The following is a 22,742-nucleotide window of genomic DNA, read 5'->3' as shown; positions in this document are numbered from 1 at the left end:
GGTTTGATTATAAACCGGGTAGCGTCAACATACCAGCCTTTCAGATTTTTTATTTTTCTAAATCCGTCTGATGATGCCTTTCTTTTAACATCTGCTGTAAATTGTTGCGTTCGGTTTCGGTTAAACCCTCTTTCCGGGATTTATCAATCAATTGTCTTATTATAAGCTCTTTATTCTGCTTTTGTAAAAATAATAACGTATCAATAAATTCTTTTATTAGCTCTTCTTCAGGAACTTGATGATCCCATGAGGCTAAACGATTAATCGCTTCAAAATACTGAGTAGTGCGCCAGTATTCGATTAATGTTGCTGTAGTTGCCTGAGGGTTTAATTCTAATTGGTGGAGTATCTGAAGTAAAATGTGATGTTCTTTTTTATTCAGTAGATCCGGGGAAATTTGCTGTGTGATACGTTTGTAAATGTCAGGATTTTGTAAGAGCAGTGCAATAGCTATTCTCAGCGGCGATCTTGAAATGCTCGCTGTTTGCTCCGTTGCATTAACTTCTGTTTGCTGGGTAATGAGTTGATTGAGTCTGTGGTTGTCTATGTGAGTCAATCGGGCTAAATCATCAATCAATAGTTGCTTGAAAGAACCTTCTTCCATTTTTTGTAAAAAAGGTTTAGCTGAATTAATGAGTTGCGTTTTCCCTGCTGGACTTTGAAGATTAATGTCCTTGGCCAAGCTGTCAAAGAAGTATCGATGCAGGGGGATTGCTTGTTTAAGGCGGGCTAAAAAATTCTCTTTTCCTTCTTCGCGCACCAGACTGTCGGGATCATGTCCGTCAGGTAAAAAAATGAATCCTGCATCCAATCCTGAGTTCAAATGAGGCAAGCTGCTTTCCAATCCTCTCCATGCTGCCTGCCGTCCTGCAGCATCGCCATCGAAACAAAAAATCAGGTGTTTGGTATGTTTCGCCAATAATTGGATGTGGTAGGTGCTTGTCGCTGTGCCTAATGTCGCTACGGCATTCATGAATCCATGCTGAGCCAGGGCAATGACGTCCATATACCCTTCAACCAGAATAATGTATTCGGTGGTTTTGTTTTGACTTAAAATCTGATGCAAGCCATATAGTTCGCGACTTTTCTGAAAAATCACTGTTTCAGGGGAGTTCAGATATTTGGGTTTATGTTCGGGATCCAGAACCCGTCCGCCAAATCCAATAATTCGTCCATGGCGATCATGAATCGGGAACATAATCCTGTTTCGGTAACGGTCATAGATTTTTCCGTCATCATTCTTAATTAACATTCCTGTTGCTATCAACTCACGTTGATTTCGAGGAAATGATTTTTCAAGATTGTGCCAGCCATCAGAGGCAAAACCTAATTGATAGAGCTTGGCTACAGCTCCGCTCAGGCCTCTTTTGCGAAGATAATCGATAGCACTCTGTCCATCGTGTTTTAATTTTTTTTGATAATACTGGCTGACTTCAGACAGTAATTTATATAAGTCATTGGATGTATTATTTTTTTCTACCTGACCATCTCTGGGGACGGTTAATCCAAGTCGAGTCGCCAGAGTTTCAACAGCATCAATAAAGCCTTGATTCAGGTAGTTCATCAGAAAACTGATCGCATTACCTGATGCGCCACAACCAAAGCAGTGATAAAACTGTTTTTTGGCTACGACGTTGAAGGAAGGGGTTTTTTCATTATGAAATGGACAGCAGGCAATATGACTTGTTCCTCTTTTTTTCAGAGGAACATAACTGTCAATTAATTCAACCAGATCGGTGCGATGCAGGAGATCATCAATGAATGGCTGTGGAATTAAGCCAGACATAATATCCCTTAGCTCAGTTTGGCCTTGATTAAGGCGCTCACTTGAGTCATATCAGCGCGACCTTGCAGTTTTGCTTTAAGTTGTCCCATTACTTTACCCATGTCGGCCATTTTTTCCGCTCCTGTTGCAGTAATGGCCTCCTGGATCATGTTCTCGATTTCTGTTGCGGATAAGGGTTCAGGCAGGTATTTGGATATTATTTCCAGTTCAAATTGTTCCTGAGCAACCAGATCATCGCGATTTGCTTTTTCATACTGAGAGATGGATTCTTTACGTTGCTTGGTCATTTTGTCCAAAATGGCCAGCATCCGCTCTTCAGTAACTTCGATACGCTCGTCTACTTCAATTTGTTTCACCGCAGCGGTGATCAATCGAAGTGTAGTCAGTAAATTTTTATCTTTAGCGCGCATGGCGTCTTTAATGTCGTTATTGAGACGTTCTTTTATGGACATAATTTATTCCTTAAAAACCAAAAGGCCACATGAGAATGTGACCTTGGTATTGTATCTGAACATTCACTCAACAAATATTGGGTGAACGAATGCGTAAATCTTATTTACGTCGGTGTTTCATGCTACGTCGTGAAGAAGTATCGCGAGAAATTTTTTTCAGATGACGTTTTACTGCAGCAGCTTGTTTGCGTTTACGCTCAGCGGTTGGTTTTTCATAAAATTCACGACGGCGTAATTCGGTTAAAATACCGGCTTTTTCACAAGAGCGCTTGAAACGGCGCAGTGCATATTCTGGGTTTTCGCCTTCTTTTACACGAACGGTAGGCATTAACTAATCCTCTGGTTATTTGATCTCAATAGGTGGGCAATTCTAGTGCTAGTTGAAGCACTCGTCAAGTCCAAACTAAATCTTTCTTATTATTTTATTAATAATTCATTATAACGCAATTTTATCTAATGTGATAATTTTGTTTTATTCATGGAATGAATATCGAAGGTAGTCGGTTTACCTTGAGAACGATTAATCGGCTTAAGTTTTTTTCTGAGGCCTGACCAGAGCATTAATCGAATGAATTTTACTTTCGGTTCATGACTGAGCTTGTGATATAATCACACGTGGTTATTGATTGCCAGTATTGGGGTAGTGTATGCGTGTATTAGGTATCGAGTCGTCCTGTGATGAAACAGGCGTAGCAATTTATGATTCAAAATCCGGGTTATTGGCTCACGCCCTGCATTCACAAATAGAAACCCATAGAATACATGGAGGAGTTGTCCCTGAACTAGCATCAAGAGATCATGTCAATTATTTAATTCCTCTGGTCGATGAAGTACTCAAACGCGCTCAATTAAATAAAAACGAGCTGGATGGCATCGCTTATACCGCAGGTCCGGGTTTAATCGGAGCATTACTGGTTGGTTCCTGTTTTGCAAAAAGTTTTGCCTATGCCTTACAAATTCCTGCTCTGGCAATTCATCATTTGGAAGCTCATTTATTGGCCGCAAAAATGGAAACGCCAACCCTGGAGTTTCCCTTTATCGCCTTGCTCGTTTCAGGTGGGCATTGCCAACTCATAGAAGTAAAAAAGATGGGTGAGTATCAATTGTTAGGCGATACACTGGATGATGCAGTAGGCGAAGCATTTGATAAAACCGCCAAGCTCATGGGCATTCCCTATCCCGGTGGTCCAGTATTAGCAAGACTCGCCGATCAATGCACCACAACACCCTATCGATTTCCTCGCCCAATGACCGATAGGCCAGGATTGGATTTCAGTTTTAGCGGATTAAAAACGTTTGCATTAAATACCTGGAATCAAAGTGCAAAACAAGACTCCGATCGTTCAGAAATTGCAAAAGCATTTCAAAACGCTGTAGTAGAAACGCTAATTATCAAAGCCAAAAGGGCAATTCAACAATCCAATTGCAAGCGTCTGGTTGTTGCCGGTGGCGTAGGGGCGAACAATGCTTTGCGTTTTGCTTTAAAAGAGTGGATGGCCAGCATCAATGGTGAAGTCTATTTTCCTGCTCTTGAATATTGTACCGATAATGGTGCAATGGTTGCGTATGCAGGTTGTTTGAGAATGGTCTTGGGTGAGAGGGATTTGGGGGCGGAGGTGGTTGTCAAAGCGCGCTGGCCCCTCGCCTGAACGGACGTATTTGGCGCATCTTGCGAGAACTCCCTTTTAAAAAAATGCTCATGTACTTAATGTACACTGCGCTTTTTTTAAAAGGGAGTTTTCGCAACCTGCACTCAAATCCGACCGTTCAGAGGTTTGGTGTATTTGGCGCATCTTGCGAAAACTCCCTTTTAAAAAATGCTCATGTACTTGATGTACACTGTGCCCTTTTCAAAAGGGAGTTTTCGCAACCTGCACTCAAATCCGACCGTTCAAGGGTATGATGTATTTGGCACATCTTGCGAGAACGCCCTTTTAAAAAAATGCTCATGTACTTGATGTACACTGCGCTTTCTTCAAAAAGGAGTTCTCATAACCTGCACTCAAATCCGACCGTTCAGAGGTTTGGTGTATTTGACGCATCTTGCGAGAACGCCCTTTTAAAAAATGCTTATGTACTTGATGTACACTGCGCTTTTTTCAAAAGGGCGTTTTCGCAACCTGCGCTCAAATCTGACCATTCAGGGGGATGATGAGTACCCGATATAGGTACTCACTTAATTATTATTCTTCTTTAGGTTTGGTTGTTTTTGGTTTTGCTACTTTTGGTTTTGTTGTTTTAGGTTTAGTTGCTTTCGCCTTTGTTACAGGCTCTTCTGTTTTGCTTGTTTTTCTGGTTGCCGTTTTGGTAGTTTTAGTGTCCTTTGCTGGTGCTTTTGATTTAGGTTTTTTTTCTTTTGTTTTTTCTTTAGCTTGTACTGGTTCTGTTTTAGCTGCATGGGCAACGGGTTTTGGCGATGGAATCTCTTCATTTTCATTGATCACGGGAGGGGATTCCATGATGTCTTTAATGACGCCTTGTTTGAATTTTATTTTTGGCTCTACACCATCGATTAATCGGTTAATGTTGTTTTTGTGTTTATAAAGCACCAAAAGAGCTATAAAGAATAATGGAGGAAATATATCCAGTTGACCAACCAGAAGTAATGTGTAGAAGGGCGATAAGGATATGGAAACAATTGAGGCTAAAGAGGAGTATCGAGAAAAATTAGCGACTAATAACCAGGTTGCAGCAACCAGGACGCCAATAATAAAGTGAAATCCTAGCAATGCACCTATCGCTGTGGCGACACCTTTTCCTCCTTTAAATTTAAAAAACACGGGAAACATATGACCAACAACAGCTGCCAATGCTGTAAATGCTATAGTGACTGGAGTTGCGCCTAGTGCTTTTGCAATTAAAACCGGAATAGTTCCTTTTAGAACGTCGCCAACCATCACCAAGGCGGCATATTTTTTTCCTGCCAGGCGCAGGACATTGGTAGCACCTGGATTTTTTGAACCCTCTACTGTGGGGTCAGGTAACCCAAATACTCGACAAACGATGATTGCAGAGCAAAATGAACCCATTAAATAGGCAAGAATTACCAAGAATAGAAATAGAGTCACCTGGAGCTCCTTAAGCAAAAATATTTTTTATTATGAGATAATCTTAATGTTCTAGCAACTGAAAGTTATTTTTTTGGAATTAATTGATTCTAGTGATTTTATTGCAAGTGACAGGAGCTTGATGAGCCCTGTCAGAGAGAGGATTTTGGCTGAGTTTGAAGTGAATTGATTTGCATGAGTCATGACCGCATTAATTAAGGCTCAGGGTAAAAAAAGGGCTTGCAGGTTATTAGTAAAGCGTCTTCCTAGTGGAGACACTTGCCAATAGTCATTGGTTAAAACGATAAGATTTTTATCCTGAGCGATTTTTAATTTGGGGAGCAATCGATTTAAGTTTAATCCTGTTGTTTGATTAAATAAGTCCAACGGAATGGGTTGTTCCAGGCGAGTTGTATTGAGCATGAACTCAAATAATAAATCGTCATCCTTTACTTTTTCACTATGTGCCAGGTAGGGTTTGTCCGGGTTTAAATAATCTTTAGGCTGACGGTGTTTTCTGGTTCTTTGTATCGAGTGTGCTGTGGTAATTTTTCCATGTGCTCCAGCGCCTATTCCCAGATAATCGCCAAACAGCCAGTAGTTCAGGTTGTGACGTGCCTGTCTGCCAGATTGTGAAAATGCGGAAATTTCATAACGTGAATAACCTGATTCCCCTAACAGGTTCAAACCTTGCTCTTCTAATAAAAACGCATCATCCTCAGATGGAAGAGGCGGTTTTACTTTGTAAAATACAGTATTTGGTTCTATGGTTAATTGGTACCAGGATAAATGTTCTGGCTGATGGCTTAAGGCAGTGGTCAGATCAGCAAGTCCCTGTTCGACACTTTGATTGGGTAAGCCGTGCATGATGTCGAGATTAAGATTATCAAAACCGGCTGCTCGAGCAGCAATTATGGCTGTATGGGCTTGATGTTCGTCATGTATTCGTCCCAGTGCTTTTAAATGAACAGGATTGAAACTCTGGATTCCCAGTGACAGACGATTGATGCCCGTTTGTCTGTATTCAGTGAAGCGCTGTTGTTCAACACTGCCAGGATTTGCTTCCATTGTGATTTCAATATCGGGAGCAAAAGGAAGTAATTGCTTTAACTGAGTAAATAAGATGTTATAGGCTTCTGCAGAAAAAAGACTGGGAGTGCCTCCTCCAATAAAAATAGAGGTGATTTCTCGAACCGGAAACTGAGTTAAATCGGATTGTAAATCTTCAATTAATGCACGAACATATTGGAGTTCCGGTAAGGCATCAGGGCTTTTGTGAGAGTTAAAATCGCAGTAAGGGCATTTACGAATGCACCATGGTATATGGATGTACAGAGATAATGGACGCATTAAAATTTTTAGACTGGCTTGTTTGAGAATGCGATAGTATCATGACAACTGTTTTGTCACCAAATAAGTGATATTGAACTATGAGAGAAAAGCCAATTTGTAAACGGAGAGCGGTGATTGCCAAATCACGGTTGTTTACTGTTGAAGAGATGCATTTAGAGTTTTCTAACGGCGCTAAAAGAATTTATGAACGCATTAAAAGTCATGGACACGGAGCTGTTTTAGTAGTTGCGATTACTCCTGGAGACTCGTTATTATTGGTTCGGGAATATGCCGCAGGTACTGATAATTATGAGTTGGCTTTTCCTAAAGGGGTTATTGATCAAGGTGAGACTCCTGTTGAAGCTGCAAATAGAGAGTTGCGGGAAGAAACTGGATTTGCAGCGAAAGAACTTCATTGGATTCGTGCAATGAGTTTGGCACCAGGTTATTTTGGAGCACGAATTGAGGTGGTTGTGGCTCAGGGATTGTATCATTCGCCTTTATCAGGGGATGAACCGGAACCACCTGAACTGGTTGAGTGGCCTCTAAGTGCTGCTATGGAGTTATTGGAGAAACCGGATTTTACCGAGGCGCGCAGCATTGCTGCGTTATTTTTAGCTAAAGAATGGTTAAATAAGAGGAAATAAAATGTCTAAGAAACGAGTGAGAGTCGCGGTTACAGGCGCAGCGGGACAAATAGGCTATGCATTATTGTTTCGGATTGCATCAGGCCAAATGTTTGGTGCTGACACTGAAGTGGAGTTGAATCTTCTGGAACTCGAGGCTGCTCTTCCTTCACTGGAAGGTGTTGCTATGGAGCTGGATGATTGTGCTTTCCCCTTATTAAAACGCATTGTGTGTACCTCTGATCTGAATACGGCAATGGATGGCATTAACTGGGGGTTATTAGTAGGCTCAGTACCTCGTAAACAAGGTATGGAGCGTTCTGATTTATTGCAGATTAATGGCGGCATCTTTACGAAGCAAGGTAAGGCCATTAATGATTACGCTAGTGATGACGTCAGAGTATTTGTAGTTGGAAATCCTTGCAATACTAATTGCCTGATTGCCATGCATCATGCTAAAGACATTCCCAATGATCGATTTTTCGCCATGACCACCCTTGATGAGTTAAGAGCACGAACTCAATTGGCTAAAAAAGCGGGTGTGGATGTTACTGCCGTAACTGAAATGACTGTTTGGGGTAATCACTCTGCAACACAATATCCTGATTTTTATAATGCTAAAATTAATGGGGTTTCTGCTGCCAAAGTGATCAATGATGAGTCCTGGTTAAAAGATACTTTTGTGCCTATGATTCAACAAAGAGGCGCTGCGGTAATTAAAGCACGTGGTTCTTCTTCTGCTGCTTCAGCTGCCAATGGTGTTGTTGTTGGGGTGAATCATTTAGTAACCGATACTCCAGCAGGTGAATCGTTCTCTGTATCGCGTCGATCTCAAGGGGAGTACGGTATTGATGAAGGTTTGATCTTCTCTGTTCCATGCCGACGCGAGAAAGGTGAGTTAATTGTAATTGATAACTTACAATTAAATGATTACGGTCAAGAGAAGTTTAACATTACTCTAAATGAGTTGAGACAAGAGCGCGACACTGTTAAATCTTTGGGATTACTGGATTAAAGGTTTCGTTCTATTTGCCCTGGAATTTCGATTCCAGGGTTCATCCCTTAGCGTTTCTCATTTTTTTAGGGGCTGTTGATATTTCATTATATTCAAGCCTACTTTCCGCGACTTGTTCGCGGAATCGATAGATCTTGCGCAAAACAAGAATATATTGCGCCTATAAAGATTGGATTGGATCCCGCGAAGAAGTCGCGGGACGTCGAAACTTGAATGGTCAACAGACCCTAATATTTTACTCTGCGTTAATGTGAGGCGATTTAGCTTATAAAAAGTGAGTATCTAACAGAAATTAACCCTGGGTTCCTGATTTATAAACGGGGTTTAAATGACTCTGATTTAACTACAGTGGGTACCGATGGTTTTTTTTCATGGCGATTTGCGTACTCTTCACTTTGATATATTTTGAAAAATATAGAAGCATCTAATATGGGCTTGGCTTTACCGTTACGTAGTAAGGTTGAAACCGATCGGCCGTTAGATAATATGTCATTGAGTTTATGAATTAACAATTCCACCTGTTCAAAGGGATCTTTTTGTATCTGTATCATATTGGGAGTATGTTGAATAATCGCTTTGGCCAGTTGGATATCGGTTAAATGCAGGCTAAGTCGAGAATGAGATATTTTAATAAAATTCTTTTCTGATTGCATAATCAAGTTAAATAAAAAATCCGGTTGCTTTTCTAAATGTGCATTTAATTTTTGACTAAATCCATGCCTGTCTTGATTGTCCAACATTGCCTGGGTTAACTCGCTGTGATCCATCTTGGTATGGGGCGTCCCTGTTTTCTTTGTGAGCCATACGAGCAGATTATCTTCAGAGCGTGAGTGATTTAGTGCGCTGAATTGAAACTTTGGAGATACTTTAGGATGCGATAACATCTTATTCCAATCTATTGAAGGCATATGATGGAGTTTAGCCATTGTATCCATTGATTGCCTGATAGCATCAAAATTAACCCTCCATTTTTCAATGTGAGGAAGCGCCTCTCTCAGGGCGCGAAGTAGAGCGATGAAGGAATTTTTTGTATTAGGATTATAGCGTTCTGTTGCATCTTTAAGCTGTTGAACAGCCGGATAGCAGTATTTGCCGTTTCTCATTGCTTCCAAATGAAATACCGATTGTAGGGATTTTAGCAATGCAGAGAATGGGTCTTCCATACAGAATATTCCTTAACAGGCCCTTCTATAAAAGTAGTGTATAAAAACCACAAAAGCCAAATTTTTTACACAATGGGATTAAATTTACATTATAAATCAATAAAATCTATCATTATAATAAAAACAATCGATTTTATTTATATGTAGATATCACCTAAATTAAAGATGAACGACAGATTAATCCACTTAGGAGAATGTTCATGATTACCGTAGGCAATAAATTTCCGGTTTTTCAAATTAAATCAACCGTCAGTAATGATTTGAATAATGCGTTTCAAGTGATCACAAATGAGACTTATCAGGGGAAATGGCTGGTTCTTTTTTTCTGGCCCAAAGATTTTACCTTCGTTTGCCCCACAGAAATCGCTGAATTTGGCAAGCTTTATTCTGAATTTGCTGATCGGGATGCTCAAGTGCTTGGAGGCAGTACAGACAGCGAATTCGTTCATTTGGCATGGAGAAATCAACACCCGGATTTAAATAACTTGCCTTTTCCAATGCTTGCTGATGTAAAGAGGGAGTTGTGTAGCCAATTAGGGATATTAGATGAGCAGGAAGGTGTTGCTCAACGAGCTACTTTTATTGTTGACCCTCAGGGAGTTACCCGTTTTGTGATGGTTACCGATTTAAATGTAGGGCGAAATCCAACAGAAGTGTTACGGGTTTTAGATGCGTTACAAACAGATGAGCTATGCCCATGCAATTGGAAAAAAGGCGAAGAAACCATCCATTTAAAATAAATTCACGTAGAGGTATGTGTCATGATTGAGAATATAAAAAATACATTGCCAGAGATTGCTAAAGACATACGCTTGAATTTAAGCAAGGTTCTTGACGTATCCTTCAATGATGGGCTGAGTAACCATCAGATTTTAGGTTCTGCTCTGGCAGTCGCTTATGCACTAGGCGATCAGGATTTAATTAAAGAAATTAAAGAAGAAATTCAGGATGAGTCGGTCATTAACGCCTCACAATTAGCAGCAAGTTTAATGGCGATGACCAATATTTATTACCGGTTTGTCCATTTGACTGAACATCCTGAAGTGGAACAGATACCCACCGGGTTAAGAATGCAGGGTATGATGAACCCTGGCGTCGACAGAATCACTTTTGAAACCTTGTCTCTAGCTGTTTCATCACTCAATGGTTGTGGAGCATGTATCAGCTCACATGCACGTCAATTAAATGAACACGGATTTTCAGCCGCAGCCATAGCTCGTGTTGGCAGAATAAGTGCTGTTATTCATGCGGTGTATGTGAGTAAGAGAATGTTTTAACACGTGATAAGTGTAGTATGGTTTAAACAAGCAAAAGCTGCGGGGATTAAGCCCGCAGTTGGCAAAAAGAATCTTACTTGATTGCACCACAGGCTACCCGTGCTCCACCACCGCCCAAGGGGGGAGTATCTGAATAATTATCACCATTGGCGTGAATCATTACTGATAAGCCCTTTAAATCATTTAATTTTAATCGTGGAGCAAGGGTCGGTGTGTTGGCTACTCCATCATCAGATACATAAAGTACTGGAAGGTCACCCAAGTGTCCATTACCATAAGGCCCTTGATGGCTATTGGTATTAGCAGGATCATAATGACCACCAGCTCCCATGCCGTCAGAACCGCAATCAGCATGTTGATGTAAATGAAAGCCATGTAGTCCAGGAGCAAGCCCTGTCAGATTCGGTTTAATCAGCAGACCAAAAGGCGTTTCAGTAAAAACCACCGAACCAATTGGGTTCTGATTGGTCCCCGTTGCATTGACTGTAGCGGACATTTCCGCTGCATGGGCTGCATTAAAGCAGAGTAATGAAGCAATAATAAGAGCAGAACATTTTGTCATAATTTTCTCTTGTTTGATGTTCGGGTTATAAGTATTGCTCAAGATAAAGATTAATGCCACAGGACTTACGAAATACGTTCTGTACATGATAAAAAATTGGTCTTGCCCGCACAGGCGCTTTCTAGTGTCCGGGGAAATTGATCTTATTTCAATCAATTCCCCTCTCCACCGCGCGTAGCGTGGGGAAGACAGTTTTTTTGTTATGTACAGAGCGAAAAAACGCCCAATCTCTTTGTTAAAAAATATTTTTAATTCGGTCATTTAGTACATTTAAACTCCCTTATTAAAAAGGTCTTTTACCTTGACCTTGGAGTTTTTTGTAAGTCCTGAATGCTTTGGAATACAATTAAGTAACCTTATTGTTTTCAGAATGTTTTTTCATTAAATTCACATCAAAGTAAAAAAGGTGTTGCTGTATCACAAGCAGGGTTTATACTTTCTATTTTGATGTCTTTAATTAGAGAGCACTCATGGAATTGAGAATTGATAATACGCCATTTAAAACTTTGTTTCAGCCGCTGGATTTAGGCTTTACCCAAATTAAAAATCGGTTGTTGATGGGGTCTATGCATACAGGCCTTGAAGAAGATAAAGAAAGTTTAAAGCGGTTGGCTGAATTCTATCGTGAACGCGCTTTAGGTGGGGTTGGTTTAATCGTGACCGGAGGTTTTGCTCCTAATCGAGCGGGTCGTTTGGCTCCTTTTGCGGCGAAATTGACCAACAGCAAAGAACAGCATCGACATGAATTAGTGACTCATACGGTACATGAAGCCGGTGGTAAAATAGCGCTGCAAATTCTGCATGCTGGCCGTTATGGCTATCACCCGTTTATTGTCGCACCTAGCGGCATTAAGTCGCCAATCAGCCCATTTAAACCTTGGGTCATGAGTCAATGGCGTATTAAAAAAACCATCAAACATTTTGCCCGTTGTGCACGACTTGCTCAAGCGGCAGGTTATGATGGGGTTGAAATAATGGGTAGTGAAGGGTATTTGATCAACCAGTTTATTGTGTCTCATACCAACCATCGACGAGATGAGTGGGGTGGTAGTTATCAAAATCGAATTCGCTTTCCAGTTGAAGTAGTGCGTGCTGTACGTGAAGCGGTTGGTGAAAAATTTATTATCATTTATCGATTGTCCATGCTCGATCTGATTGCTGAGGGAAGCAGTTGGGAAGAGGTGGTTATTCTAGCTAAAGCTATTGAGCAAGCGGGAGCCACGATAATTAACACAGGTATTGGCTGGCATGAGGCGCGTATACCGACTATTGGAACTATGGTGCCTCCAGCAGCATTTACACCGATAACCAAGCATTTGAAACCGGAGGTGACTATTCCGGTTATTACCTCCAATCGTATTAATACTCCTGAACTGGCGAATCAATTGTTGGAAGATGGGTTTGCGGATATGATTTCCATGGCCAGACCGCTATTGGCAGACCCTCAATTTGCTGAAAAAGCAAAACGAGGTGAGTCTGAGGCTATTAATGTCTGTATTGCCTGCAATCAAGCCTGTCTGGATCAGGTTTTTGTTAATAAATCAGCATCCTGTCTGGTCAATCCACGCGCCTGTAATGAAACTGAAATAGTCTATCAAGAAGTTCATCAGCCCAAATCGATCGCGGTTGTAGGTTCTGGTCCCGCGGGGTTGGCTTTTGCTGCAGTAGCTGCTGAACGAGGACATCAAATCACTGTATTTGAGCGAAGCGATCGTTTGGGTGGCCAGTTTAATCTGGCGAAACAAATTCCTGGTAAAGAAGATTTTCAGCATACACTGAATTATTTTAAGTACCAGTTGCAAAAATTCAAGGTTGATCTTCGTTTGAATACTGAGGCCAATGTGGATTTGTTACACAGTTTTGATGAAGTAGTTCTTGCCACTGGTATTAAACCTCGTACTCCGGATATTAAAGGTATCGAGCATGAGAAGGTGGTGAGTTACATTGATGTAATCAATCGCAAGAAAGCAGTCGGTGAGCGTGTCGCGATTATAGGCGCTGGGGGCATTGGTTTTGATGTCGCTGAATTTTTAACTCATGAACATCACACTACTGTAAATCAATTTTATGAAGAATGGGGTATTGATATTAAAGGAGAACATCGCGGTGGATTGCAACCAGCGCAAAATGCTCCAAGTCCTCGAGAAGTGTATTTATTACAACGTAAAAATGAAAAAATGGGCAAACGATTAGGTAAAACGACAGGCTGGATTCATCGATTAAGCTTAAAGCATAAAAAAGTAAAGATGATTTCTGGTGTTAGCTATGAGGCCATTGATGATCAAGGTTTGCATATCAAACTTGACGATAAATCTGAAATTTTAAATGTAGATACTGTGGTGATTTGTGCGGGGCAAACTGAGTTAAAAGAATTGTATGAACCCTTAAAGCAAATAGGGAAAACCGTTCATTTGGTGGGTGGTGCGTATAAAGCTCTGGAACTTGACGCACGCCATGCCATTGATCAAGCGTGTCGGTTGGCTGCTTTAATATGACCAGCCTTGCAGTTGTTATTAATCCTGCATCAGGCGGTGGGCAAGGTAAAAAAATCTGGCAGATGATTCAACCCGAATTAAGCTCATTATTTGATGTAATGGATTACAGAATATCAACTGGTGTCGAGGAACTCACTCCTCTGACGCAGGAATTGTTGTCTGAAGAACCTGATTATTTATTAATCATAGGGGGAGATGGTACGTTAAGCTACGCGATTAACGGTTTGATTAAACAGAATATAATTGCGATTAAAAAAACGAAAATTGCTTTTTTAAATGCCGGTTGTGGCGGGGATTTCATCAGACAATTTCCTCGGCAGAATATCAGCCAATTTTTGGAACGATTAAAAAACAACCAATTTGTGAGTAGCAATATTGGGAGTATTCGATTTAGAGATCAACTTCCTCGCTATTTTATTAACATTGCCAGCTGTGGTTTATCAGGACAGGTCGTTTCGAAGGTAACTCACAGTCGATGGTTAAAAAAATTGGGCGGCTCGCTTAATTATTTATTTTACTCTTTAGTAGGATTGTTTACCTACAAGAGACCAGTAGTTCGAATTCAAATTGATGAGGCTTCATTCTTTGATTGTTCTCTTCTTTTGATGGCGGCATGTAATGGCCAATTTTTTGGTGGCAGCATGCACGTCGCTCCAAAGGCTTTAGTGGGGGATGGGCTTCTTGATGTGGTGCTTTTTCACGATTTCACAAAATTAGATGCTCTTCTGAAGTTGCCAAAAATATATTCTGGACGTCATATTTTGGAAAAGAACGTTCAATACGTGCAAGCGAAAAAAGTAACTATTGAACCAAAAGATAATAGTATTATAATTGTTGAGGCAGATGGGGAATACATTGGGCATTTGCCTGCAACATTTGAATTGTTAGAGGAAACCCTGGCAATCATCGTATAATTTGGTTGATTTTGTGGTCTTTTTGTCCTTGTTTTGATCTGTTTTGGTAATAAAAATCAGTATTTCTCAATACAAATAGCTTGCTTTTTTGGAGAATATTAATAAATATAGTGCATCATCTTGTTTATTTTGTTATTATACTGAGCAATTTTTATATTACTTACTCTTTTCAGATTTACGCTTTACTATATCAGGAACACTATGACTCAAGAAATTACCAATTTCTCCGCTTTTAATTTTTCAGATGCTTTGAACAAGGCACTGGAGGATATGAAGTTTACAACACCATCTCCTATACAGGCACAAACTATGCCGTTGTTATTGCAAGGGCGCGATGCAATTGCCTTAGCTCAAACAGGTACAGGTAAAACAGCCGCTTTTGCATTACCAATACTTCAGAATCTGTCACCAACAATACAAGGGACACAGGCACTCATTATTGCGCCTACCCGTGAGTTAGCTATTCAGGTTGCTGAACAATTTGAATTATTAAGCAGACATCAACGCGGCACTACTATTGCTGTATTGTGTGGCGGTCAGGAGTATGGTCGTCAGTTAAAACAATTACGTGGCGGCGCTCAGGTTGTGGTTGGAACTCCTGGTCGTATCCTGGATCATATAGACAAAGGTACCTTACCTTTGGAGAATTTGCGTACGTTTATTCTGGATGAAGCAGATGAAATGTTGCGAATGGGTTTCATCGAAGATGTCGAAACAATTTTGGCGAAGTTACCTGAGAAGAAGCAAATCGCTTTGTTTTCAGCGACTATGCCACACCGTATTCGTCAAATCGCCAATACTTATTTAACTGATCCAGCTTCTGTCGAAATTCGAATGGAAACAGCTACTGTAAAAAGTATTGAACAACGATTTCTGTTTGCTTCAGGGCATCAGAAACCTGATGCATTGGTTCGTGTTTTGGAAGTTGAAGATTATCAGGGTGTTATTGTCTTTGTTCGTACCAAAAGCAGCACAGAAGAGGTTGCTGAGTTATTGCAACAACAGGGTCTGCGGGCAATGGCAATTCATGGCGATATTACTCAGGCATTGCGCGAGCGTATTATTTCCCAATTCAAACAAGGTGCCATTGACATTCTGGTTGCAACCGACGTAGCGGCTCGTGGTTTGGATGTAGAACGAGTTACCCATGTTATTAATTATGATTTACCTCATGATAATGAAACGTATGTACATCGCATTGGCCGGACTGGACGGGCAGGTCGTTCCGGGGTAACTATCTTATTCGTAACCCCCAAAGAATCACGTTTAATCAGCAGTATTGAGCGACATACTCGTCAACGTATTGAAAAAGTCAATGTACCTAATGATCATATGATTCAGGTAGCCAGACAAAAGCGCTTTATGGCAAATATTACAGATCGTCTGGAGCATGCAAATCTACCTTCTTACAAGCGTATTGTCGAAGAATACATTAAGGAAAATGAAGTATCAGCAGTAGACGTTGCAGCTACTCTTGCCTTATTACTGCATAAAGATTTGCCTTGGAAAAAAGAATTGGCTTTACCCAAATCCCCCAGACCTGCAAAAGAAGGTCGTGTTAGCCGTAATGGTGACGGTCGCTCAGAGCGTAACTCTCGTTTTGGCGAAGACAGAAGGGGATTTGGTGGTGATCGTAAAAGTTTTGGTGGTGACAGAAAAAACTTTGGAGACGAACGCAAAAAATTTAATGATGAACCACAGGCTCAGGATTTGTTCCGCATTGATGTGGGTAAAGTTCATGGCGTAAAACCCGGAAATATTGTAGGTGCTATTGCCAATGAAGCGGGTTTACAAAGCCGTTACATCACTGGTCTTAAAATTCATGATGACCACTCTACTGTTAGATTGCCCAAAGGCATGTCTAAAGAGGTTGTTCGAGATTTGACCAAAGCTTGGGTTTGTGGCCGGCAATTGAATTTAACCTTAATTGGAAGTGCTTGATTCGATAAGTAGGGACGCGTCATTGCCTCTTTACTTTAAGTGATCTGAACCATAAAACGCTGAAGCCTGATTAACAGTTTTTCTACTGTTAATCAGGCTTCAGCGTTTTTTTTTTAATCAGTAGCGATGTTTTTTCAACACCACAAATAGCCTTATTCACCAAAGTCTCATCTATGCTTATCCTGTATGTTTAATTCCGTTCTTTGTATTAAGATATAAAGAGTATCCTGTTTCCCAAGAACAGTGATATAAAAGGATAAACCAAAGAGTACATTCTTTGTCAAAGATGAACTTTTTGTAAATTATAGGATTAAATTATAATAAAAACATACAGTTTTTCCTTGCCTTAAACCGGTTACGAATTTAATATCCTCGACCTGAAAAATAACAGCAATACTCAATCGAGGACAGAAAGTGAAAATTAATCCAAATGCTTTTTTTACTAAACAACAACCAAAAGATTCAAATGATGACAGACGAATGAAAAAGGATGAAACACCTCATAAATATACACAAAAAGCCAAAGGCACCCTTCATCATTACATTAAGGATGAAGTCCAAGATGTACTTGAAGAACTTCATGGTAAGTACAATCCACATGCTTATGACAGTTATTCAGACGATGATTATGCTTTCGATGAAGAATCAAATGGATTGAATTTATCAATTTCAGCGGGTCTTTAATTCGGGCCTTAGTGCGAGCGTTAGTTTTGTCTAACGCTCAATACTTATTGAAATGTACATTTAGGGTTTAAAGACTATGGCTGCTCCAACCGCAGTTGCAACCCCGATAGCAGCTAAAGCAGTGAAAAAGGTATATCGGTTATCCTGAGAGGAATGTTGTGGCGCATCTGATGGTTCTTCCTGTTTGACTTCAGTTTTTATATTATTACAGTTTTGAATAATCGATTTGATCCGATCTTTAGCCTCTGTGTTGGATGCAAGTAAAGGCTTGAACCGTTGTTCCCAAAGATTTTGAGCTTGAGTCGCCTGCATGGATAATCCCGGGTCAGTCACATAATGATAATTTGCGCGCGCAGTGGCTTCAAAAAAAGCAGCAGAGAATTTCAGTTTATCTGCATCATCCCACAGTTCTGAATCAGATATGGAGGCATTGGAAAGGTATCGACAGTCTCCAACCTGAGTTCCAGAAAAATCGACGATAGCCTGTTGCAATACTTCGTCATTAGAAAGGATTTGTGTAAAAAAATCCAGACATGCTAAAACAAATTCCTTCTCAAACTGGGTCATGTTCATATCTCAAAAAATGCTGACTATAAATTCGTTTAGAGTTCAGATCAATATGAAAATTAAAGGGCATATTGCATCTCCCAATTTAGGGAAAATTGATTAATAGGCATGTTTCATAATATAATAATCAATGTTTTTTTTAAAAAAAATCAATTAACCAAGGGTATTCATGAAACTATTAGCTACCGTGGGAGCTTTTTTATTTTCTGGAATTGTTGCTGCTACACCACTTAATCATGTTGTTATATTTGGTGACAGCTTATCTGATAATGGGAATTTATACGAGTTCATGAAACACCAGTTACCTCAATCTCCACCTTATTTTGAGGGGCGTTTTTCAAATGGACCCGTTTGGATTGAGCGTTTGATTGCTTCCTATTTTCCAAACGATCCGACATCTCACCTCAGCGATTATGCGATTGGTGGGGCAGGAGTATCTGAAGAAGATGACGACGATGATGTTTTATTTACCCTGAGAAGAGAGATTAAAACCTATCTGCTGGCGAATAATGACAAAGCCAGTGAAGACAGCCTTTTTGTTGTTTGGATTGGTGCCAATAACTACCTTGGGATGCCCGAAGACATCGAAAAAACATTGATGGACGTCAATACAGGTATTACTCATGGTTTGGAACAACTGGTGGAGAAGGGAGCAAAACACATACTGGTTCTTAATTTACCTGATTTAGGCAGAACACCCGCAGCCATAGAGTTTGGTTCAATTGAAACGTTGAGCTATTATTCAAGCCACCATAATGAGGCATTAAATAAAACGCTTGCCAATATGAAACAGACCTATCCCGATGTCGATTGGCTGTATTTTGATTTGAACACCGCGTTTAACGAAGTATTGGAACATGCGGCAGATTATGGCATTACCAATATCACAGGTACTTGCGCAAATTCTATCGCCGATCAATCCAGCCGTAAATCTGTTTTAAAAATGGTTTCCAGCGTTACTCCCGGAATTAAAGGGGATGCTTGTGATGGATATTTGTTTTTCGATTTAGTACATCCTACCGCACTGGCGCATCAACTTATGGCAGATAAAGCTCGCATCATGCTCGACGCAGCAGGTGTTGAACTTTCCGATAAATCGGTTTAAAAGCAAATTAACCGGGATAAACCAATCCCGGTTCGTTATTCGATAGACTCATAGGAACATATGGAACAAATGACACGGATGCTCCTTCTTTTTTTCTTTATAACTACCAGTGTTTGGGCGGATCAGTTTGAGATAAAAATAGACCAACAGTCTTTAGAATTACCTTATTGGCCGGCCCAAGCTAACCAGTATGGAGCCGTGTTGATTGTTCGTGGAGGAGAACAACCGCAATGGTCCGATTTACTGGCTCAATGTGCAAAACAACTGTCAGCAATTGGCTGGTCTGTAGTGCTGATAAATTGCTCTCCTTCAAATACTGTACCCTGGATTAAACAATTACCTGAAGTAATCAGTTCTTTAAGACAAGATAAAAATAAACGCATCATTATGATTCACTATGGTGAGCAATTAAACCTTTCATTAGATTATTTTAGTAAACCGCAAGCCAAGATGATTAATGGGTTGGTTTTGATTTCAGCTTATGGCGATGACAGCATTAAGGAAAAAGCGCCATCATTACGCTTTCCCATTTTTGATGTTGCTGGACAGTTTGATTACGATTTTGTATTAACTCAAATGAATGATAGAAAAAAAGAATATAGAGAACGGCCTTATCTTGCTGTACAAATGCCAGGAGCTGATCATGATTACGACTTCAGCCGACGATTACTTGTTTCATTTGTGCACGGTTGGATGACCAAACTACCTGAAACACAAGCATTGCCTCGTTCAATGCTCGAGTCTTATATTGAACCAGTCTATTCGTTACATAGTTTTATTGCTTCTAATGATGAATCGAGCTGGGCTGGATCTATTAAATAATCCTGTTGAATCCTAAGGGGTTACCAGCCTTTATTTTGGCAAATGAGTTCATAGGCTTTCATGATTTTGTGTGTTTTATCATTAGCCAGCTTAATCATTTCTTCAGGTAAACCCTGCGCGATTAATTTATCCGGATGGTTACGGCTCAATAACCGTCTGTAGGATCTTTTTACCTCTTGTTTCGTGGAATTGGGATTGACTTCTAGTAAAGCATAGGCATGAGCCAGATTGTTTTGTGATGACTGTTGTTTGTATTGATACTGTTTTTGTGATGAATAGTTATGGCTGTATTCATTGTATTGATGTTGTTGATTATTTTGTTGCTGAGCTTGTTCCTGCTGTTGTTGGGCGTAGGAGCTGTATTTAAAATCATCGTAAAATCGATACTGTCTATGCAAGGGGGCAAAGCCTAAACAGGCAAAAACAACATCCAGGACTTTTATTTTTGCTGTGGTTAATCCATCGACCTGAGCTGCTCGATATTGAATGTCCACAAATAATTTCAGTAAGTCTCGGTTATCTCGACATATTTTTTTTAATTCAAATAGTGCGGTATCCAGTTTGAACTGTTTATTTTTTCCTTCATTGAATAAACGTTTAGCGCGCTCTATTTGCTCAGAATTAAGGCGCATCTCCTTCATGAGTAATTTGGCCATACTAATTTCTTGTTCTGTAACACGCCCGTCGGCTTTAGCTATATGTCCCATTACTGAAAAAGTAGTTTCAAAAAATGCTTTTTGTACCGCCTTTCTTTTTTCAGAATGATAGTACCAATGCGGATTGGAATAATGACTGGCTAATCCTCTATCAAAAAAATTGCCAACAAGAATACCGAACAGAGCGCCTATAGGTCCTGCGGATAAGAATCCAAAGAAAGCTCCGAGAAGTTTTCCCCACCAGGTGGATAATGTAAAGAATTCCCTAAAAGTCATTGTTGATTTTAATCCTCAAAGGATATAAACGATTTATGCCATCATATATTTAATATATGCGCAGCAAGTTGAATTATCCAACAGAATTGGTAAAAAAGCTAATTTCGTAGTACAGCAATAAGGACTTGAAACGAATATAAACCGGTTGAGGATGTTTCATTTAATCATCTATGGTGCTATTTGAAATCACCAAGGTCTGTTGATCATTGCTCTCTTAGCCTACGTCCCGTGCTTTATGTGGCGTTGTTGCAGATAGTAGGAGGTTCGCCAGGAGGGGAATTAAAAAATAGACACACTTTTAGGAAGCTACGCTTAAAAAAGTGAAGATCGTTCAGGCATAAAGCGCGGGAAGTTGAGATAAATAGATGTATTGTTAACAGACCTTTACATAATGGAATTTCAGAGTATTTGTCAACGGAGGGGGATGCAATTCGACGGTGATGTATCGCACAATTCATTGTTTTGGGTATATACTGTGCCTTTTTCGGATTTTGGTACACCTCCATGCGATTGCTCTATTCATTTTTAATGTATTTGCTAACTCCATTTATTCTCTTAAGACTGTGGTGGAAGGGCAGAAAACTACCAGCATACCGAATGCGAATATTGGAGCGTTTTAGTCTTGGTGATCTTGAAAGCAAGCCGGTAGATGTTTGGCTTCATGCTGTTTCCCTTGGAGAAGTTATAGCGGCAATACCTTTGATTGATGCCATGCTGGAGAAGCATTGGTCTATTCTGGTTACGACTATGACACCAACGGGTTCAGAACGAGTTAAAGCACGATTTGGTGATAAGGTTGCTCATCAATACATACCTTACGATTTAGCTGGGGTTTTGAAGCGTTTTTTTAGGCAGGTACAGCCCCGTATTGGGATAATCATGGAAACTGAATTGTGGCCTAATTTAATAGATCAGGCTCATGCAGCCAAAGTCCCATTAGTGCTGGCTAATGCGCGCTTATCAGAGCGTTCCTTAAAAGGATATATGAAGCTTAGGGTGTTATTTAAACCGGTTTTGAATCAATTCTCCGCTATTTTGCCTCAAAGTGATGATGACGCCAGGCGATTTATTACTTTGGGTGCGAGGAAGGAAATTGTTCAGGTTTTGGGGAATATGAAATTTGATTTGCAAACGAATACAATTGATAGCGCTCGATTTAATGAGTTGAAAAGTCATTGGGGATCTGACAAAACAGTGGTCATTGCAGCCAGTACTCATGATGATGAAGAAACTCGTATTTTGTCTGAGTTACCTCGTTTGCAAAAAGCCATTCCTAACGTGATATTATTGATTGCCCCACGTCATCCTGAACGCTTTCAAACGGTGTATCAATTGAGTACGCAAGCTGGATTTAATACCGGCTTACGCAGTGACCTGGATACAGTTTCAAGTGCAAATGAAGTAGTGGTTTTAGATTGCCTGGGTGAGTTGTTAGGTTTATTTCAGATTAGTGATTATGCCTTTGTTGGCGGTAGTCTGGTGCCAGTGGGCGGGCATAATGTTCTGGAACCTATTGCGATGAATGTCCCTGTTATAAGCGGAAATCAGGTACATAATTTTAAAACAATATGTCAGGATCTCAAAGAAGCTGAAGCGATACAGATTGTGAGCCAGGCGGATGAGTTAATTGATTCGATTATACAATTACATCAAGATAAAGAATTCCAGCGTCGCATGGTAGAAAATGCTACCGCAGTTCTGGAGAGTAATAAAGGTTCTGTCCTCAAACATCTACAGAAAGTTGAGTCTGTTATGAATCCTGCAAGATAGTTAAGCCTGGTTGCTCGTAACTGACTCTTGTGCACCAAGATTCCATATTTGTGACTAAGAGACAGTTGCTTGCAATCAGGATTTTATGCACAAACTATAAGCTTCGATTTCGAAGCTTGAGAAACCATGAGCCTGTTTGCGAGCAAACAGGCTACAAGTCATGGATCCAATATGTCTCAGCATTAGGTAGCTGTCGTTAAATAAATCCCAGCCGAAATCCCGCGGCGAAGACCGCGGGATCTAATACTTGAA

21 protein-coding genes are annotated in these 22,742 nt (G+C 40.3%); 12 read left to right on the top strand and 9 right to left on the bottom strand.

Annotation, left to right across the window (positions count from 1 at the left end; all coding sequences use genetic code 11):
• Positions 1-49: 49 nt before the first annotated feature.
• The 3 genes from dnaG to rpsU all read right to left on the bottom strand — a co-directional run bounded on the left by dnaG (position 50) and on the right by rpsU (position 2,566).
• Positions 50-1,786 carry a DNA primase gene (gene dnaG / locus ELY21_RS10795; protein WP_127109415.1) on the bottom strand — a complete coding sequence of 579 codons (1,737 nt, stop codon included), beginning with the start codon at positions 1,784-1,786 and terminating at the stop codon, positions 50-52.
• Between the two features lie 8 nt (positions 1,787-1,794).
• On the bottom strand, positions 1,795-2,238 hold the full coding sequence (locus tag ELY21_RS10790; RefSeq protein ID WP_028384339.1) for a GatB/YqeY domain-containing protein: 444 nt from the start codon (positions 2,236-2,238) through the stop codon (positions 1,795-1,797).
• A 100-nt stretch (positions 2,239-2,338) separates the two neighbouring features.
• A complete protein-coding gene (gene rpsU / locus ELY21_RS10785; RefSeq protein WP_018576467.1) occupies positions 2,339-2,566 on the bottom strand; it encodes a 30S ribosomal protein S21 in 228 nt (75 codons plus the stop codon).
• 319 nt (positions 2,567-2,885) lie between these two features.
• Between rpsU and tsaD the strand changes: the two genes are divergently transcribed.
• Positions 2,886-3,887 (top strand): tRNA (adenosine(37)-N6)-threonylcarbamoyltransferase complex transferase subunit TsaD, encoded by a 1,002-nt coding sequence (tsaD, locus tag ELY21_RS10780; RefSeq protein WP_127109413.1) that lies wholly within the window; start codon positions 2,886-2,888, stop codon positions 3,885-3,887.
• 534 nt (positions 3,888-4,421) lie between these two features.
• Here the strand turns inward: tsaD and plsY are convergent.
• Entirely contained in the window at positions 4,422-5,306 is an 885-nt protein-coding gene (gene plsY, locus ELY21_RS10775) for a glycerol-3-phosphate 1-O-acyltransferase PlsY (protein ID WP_127109411.1), read from the bottom strand.
• A gap of 201 nt (positions 5,307-5,507) precedes the next feature.
• On the bottom strand, positions 5,508-6,635 hold the full coding sequence (gene hemW / locus ELY21_RS10770) for a radical SAM family heme chaperone HemW (protein WP_127109409.1): 1,128 nt from the start codon (positions 6,633-6,635) through the stop codon (positions 5,508-5,510).
• Positions 6,636-6,715: 80 nt separating this feature from the next.
• Here hemW and nudE point away from each other — a divergent pair, with 80 nt between their 5' ends.
• Together nudE and ELY21_RS10760 are read left to right on the top strand one after the other, a co-directional pair.
• On the top strand, positions 6,716-7,264 hold the full coding sequence (gene nudE, locus ELY21_RS10765) for an ADP compounds hydrolase NudE (protein ID WP_028384335.1): 549 nt from the start codon (positions 6,716-6,718) through the stop codon (positions 7,262-7,264).
• Between the two features lies 1 nt (position 7,265).
• Positions 7,266-8,258: a malate dehydrogenase gene (locus ELY21_RS10760; RefSeq protein ID WP_127109407.1), complete on the top strand. Its 993-nt coding sequence runs from the start codon at positions 7,266-7,268 to the stop codon at positions 8,256-8,258.
• A 311-nt stretch (positions 8,259-8,569) separates the two neighbouring features.
• Here ELY21_RS10760 and ELY21_RS10755 read toward each other — a convergent pair whose 3' ends face one another.
• Complete coding sequence (locus tag ELY21_RS10755) at positions 8,570-9,421, bottom strand: hypothetical protein (protein ID WP_127109405.1); 852 nt, start codon at positions 9,419-9,421, stop codon at positions 8,570-8,572.
• A gap of 200 nt (positions 9,422-9,621) precedes the next feature.
• On the opposite strand from ELY21_RS10755, the gene ELY21_RS10750 reads away from it, so the two are divergent.
• Both ELY21_RS10750 and ELY21_RS10745 read left to right on the top strand, forming a co-directional pair.
• On the top strand, positions 9,622-10,161 hold the full coding sequence (locus tag ELY21_RS10750) for a peroxiredoxin (RefSeq protein WP_127109403.1): 540 nt from the start codon (positions 9,622-9,624) through the stop codon (positions 10,159-10,161).
• 21 nt (positions 10,162-10,182) lie between these two features.
• A complete protein-coding gene (locus ELY21_RS10745) occupies positions 10,183-10,698 on the top strand; it encodes a carboxymuconolactone decarboxylase family protein (RefSeq protein ID WP_127109401.1) in 516 nt (171 codons plus the stop codon).
• A 73-nt stretch (positions 10,699-10,771) separates the two neighbouring features.
• Here the strand turns inward: ELY21_RS10745 and ELY21_RS10740 are convergent, their stop codons facing one another.
• A complete protein-coding gene (locus ELY21_RS10740) occupies positions 10,772-11,260 on the bottom strand; it encodes a superoxide dismutase family protein (protein ID WP_127109399.1) in 489 nt (162 codons plus the stop codon).
• A 470-nt stretch (positions 11,261-11,730) separates the two neighbouring features.
• Between ELY21_RS10740 and ELY21_RS10735 the strand changes: the two genes are divergently transcribed.
• The 4 genes from ELY21_RS10735 (at position 11,731) to ELY21_RS10720 (ending at position 17,294) form a co-directional block, all read left to right on the top strand.
• Positions 11,731-13,755, top strand: coding sequence for an NADPH-dependent 2,4-dienoyl-CoA reductase (locus tag ELY21_RS10735; protein WP_127109397.1), 2,025 nt, complete (start codon positions 11,731-11,733; stop codon positions 13,753-13,755).
• Positions 13,752-14,669 (top strand): diacylglycerol kinase family protein, encoded by a 918-nt coding sequence (locus tag ELY21_RS10730; RefSeq protein WP_127109395.1) that lies wholly within the window; start codon positions 13,752-13,754, stop codon positions 14,667-14,669. Before ELY21_RS10735 ends, ELY21_RS10730 begins: the two co-directional genes overlap by 4 nt.
• Positions 14,670-14,870: 201 nt before the next feature.
• Complete coding sequence (locus ELY21_RS10725; RefSeq protein WP_127109393.1) at positions 14,871-16,610, top strand: DEAD/DEAH box helicase; 1,740 nt, start codon at positions 14,871-14,873, stop codon at positions 16,608-16,610.
• A 414-nt stretch (positions 16,611-17,024) separates the two neighbouring features.
• Positions 17,025-17,294, top strand: a complete 270-nt coding sequence (locus ELY21_RS10720) for a hypothetical protein (protein WP_127109391.1) — start codon at positions 17,025-17,027, stop codon at positions 17,292-17,294.
• Positions 17,295-17,354: 60 nt separating this feature from the next.
• On the opposite strand, the gene ELY21_RS10715 is transcribed toward ELY21_RS10720, so the two are convergent.
• Positions 17,355-17,861 carry a hypothetical protein gene (locus tag ELY21_RS10715; protein ID WP_127109389.1) on the bottom strand — a complete coding sequence of 169 codons (507 nt, stop codon included), beginning with the start codon at positions 17,859-17,861 and terminating at the stop codon, positions 17,355-17,357.
• Between the two features lie 169 nt (positions 17,862-18,030).
• Between ELY21_RS10715 and plaA the strand changes: the two genes are divergently transcribed.
• A complete protein-coding gene (gene plaA / locus ELY21_RS10710) occupies positions 18,031-18,966 on the top strand; it encodes a GDSL family lysophospholipase PlaA (protein WP_127109387.1) in 936 nt (311 codons plus the stop codon).
• 60 nt (positions 18,967-19,026) lie between these two features.
• Entirely contained in the window at positions 19,027-19,788 is a 762-nt protein-coding gene (locus ELY21_RS10705) for an alpha/beta hydrolase (RefSeq protein WP_127109385.1), read from the top strand.
• 20 nt (positions 19,789-19,808) lie between these two features.
• Here the strand turns inward: ELY21_RS10705 and djlA are convergent, their stop codons facing one another.
• Positions 19,809-20,720: a co-chaperone DjlA gene (gene djlA / locus ELY21_RS10700; RefSeq protein WP_127109383.1), complete on the bottom strand. Its 912-nt coding sequence runs from the start codon at positions 20,718-20,720 to the stop codon at positions 19,809-19,811.
• 504 nt (positions 20,721-21,224) lie between these two features.
• Between djlA and waaA the strand changes: the two genes are divergently transcribed.
• Complete coding sequence (gene waaA, locus ELY21_RS10695) at positions 21,225-22,490, top strand: lipid IV(A) 3-deoxy-D-manno-octulosonic acid transferase (protein ID WP_127109381.1); 1,266 nt, start codon at positions 21,225-21,227, stop codon at positions 22,488-22,490.
• Positions 22,491-22,742 lie beyond the last annotated feature (252 nt).

Source organism: Legionella sp. km535 (genome assembly GCF_003990085.1).
Classification (GTDB): domain Bacteria; phylum Pseudomonadota; class Gammaproteobacteria; order Legionellales; family Legionellaceae; genus Legionella; species Legionella moravica.
The sequence above is the reverse complement of the archived record's forward strand: the minus strand, read 5'-3'. Positions and strand labels throughout refer to the sequence as shown.

Coding starts and splice junctions, on each gene's coding strand:
- dnaG (WP_127109415.1), bottom strand. CDS start 1,786: ATGTCTGGCTTAATTCCACAGCCATTCATTGATGATCTCCTGCATCGC.
- ELY21_RS10790 (WP_028384339.1), bottom strand. CDS start 2,238: ATGTCCATAAAAGAACGTCTCAATAACGACATTAAAGACGCCATGCGC.
- rpsU (WP_018576467.1), bottom strand. CDS start 2,566: ATGCCTACCGTTCGTGTAAAAGAAGGCGAAAACCCAGAATATGCACTG.
- tsaD (WP_127109413.1), top strand. CDS start 2,886: ATGCGTGTATTAGGTATCGAGTCGTCCTGTGATGAAACAGGCGTAGCA.
- hemW (WP_127109409.1), bottom strand. CDS start 6,635: ATGCGTCCATTATCTCTGTACATCCATATACCATGGTGCATTCGTAAA.
- nudE (WP_028384335.1), top strand. CDS start 6,716: ATGAGAGAAAAGCCAATTTGTAAACGGAGAGCGGTGATTGCCAAATCA.
- ELY21_RS10760 (WP_127109407.1), top strand. CDS start 7,266: ATGTCTAAGAAACGAGTGAGAGTCGCGGTTACAGGCGCAGCGGGACAA.
- ELY21_RS10755 (WP_127109405.1), bottom strand. CDS start 9,421: ATGGAAGACCCATTCTCTGCATTGCTAAAATCCCTACAATCGGTATTT.
- ELY21_RS10750 (WP_127109403.1), top strand. CDS start 9,622: ATGATTACCGTAGGCAATAAATTTCCGGTTTTTCAAATTAAATCAACC.
- ELY21_RS10745 (WP_127109401.1), top strand. CDS start 10,183: ATGATTGAGAATATAAAAAATACATTGCCAGAGATTGCTAAAGACATA.
- ELY21_RS10740 (WP_127109399.1), bottom strand. CDS start 11,260: ATGACAAAATGTTCTGCTCTTATTATTGCTTCATTACTCTGCTTTAAT.
- ELY21_RS10735 (WP_127109397.1), top strand. CDS start 11,731: ATGGAATTGAGAATTGATAATACGCCATTTAAAACTTTGTTTCAGCCG.
- ELY21_RS10730 (WP_127109395.1), top strand. CDS start 13,752: ATGACCAGCCTTGCAGTTGTTATTAATCCTGCATCAGGCGGTGGGCAA.
- ELY21_RS10725 (WP_127109393.1), top strand. CDS start 14,871: ATGACTCAAGAAATTACCAATTTCTCCGCTTTTAATTTTTCAGATGCT.
- ELY21_RS10715 (WP_127109389.1), bottom strand. CDS start 17,861: ATGACCCAGTTTGAGAAGGAATTTGTTTTAGCATGTCTGGATTTTTTT.
- plaA (WP_127109387.1), top strand. CDS start 18,031: ATGAAACTATTAGCTACCGTGGGAGCTTTTTTATTTTCTGGAATTGTT.
- ELY21_RS10705 (WP_127109385.1), top strand. CDS start 19,027: ATGGAACAAATGACACGGATGCTCCTTCTTTTTTTCTTTATAACTACC.
- djlA (WP_127109383.1), bottom strand. CDS start 20,720: ATGACTTTTAGGGAATTCTTTACATTATCCACCTGGTGGGGAAAACTT.
- waaA (WP_127109381.1), top strand. CDS start 21,225: ATGCGATTGCTCTATTCATTTTTAATGTATTTGCTAACTCCATTTATT.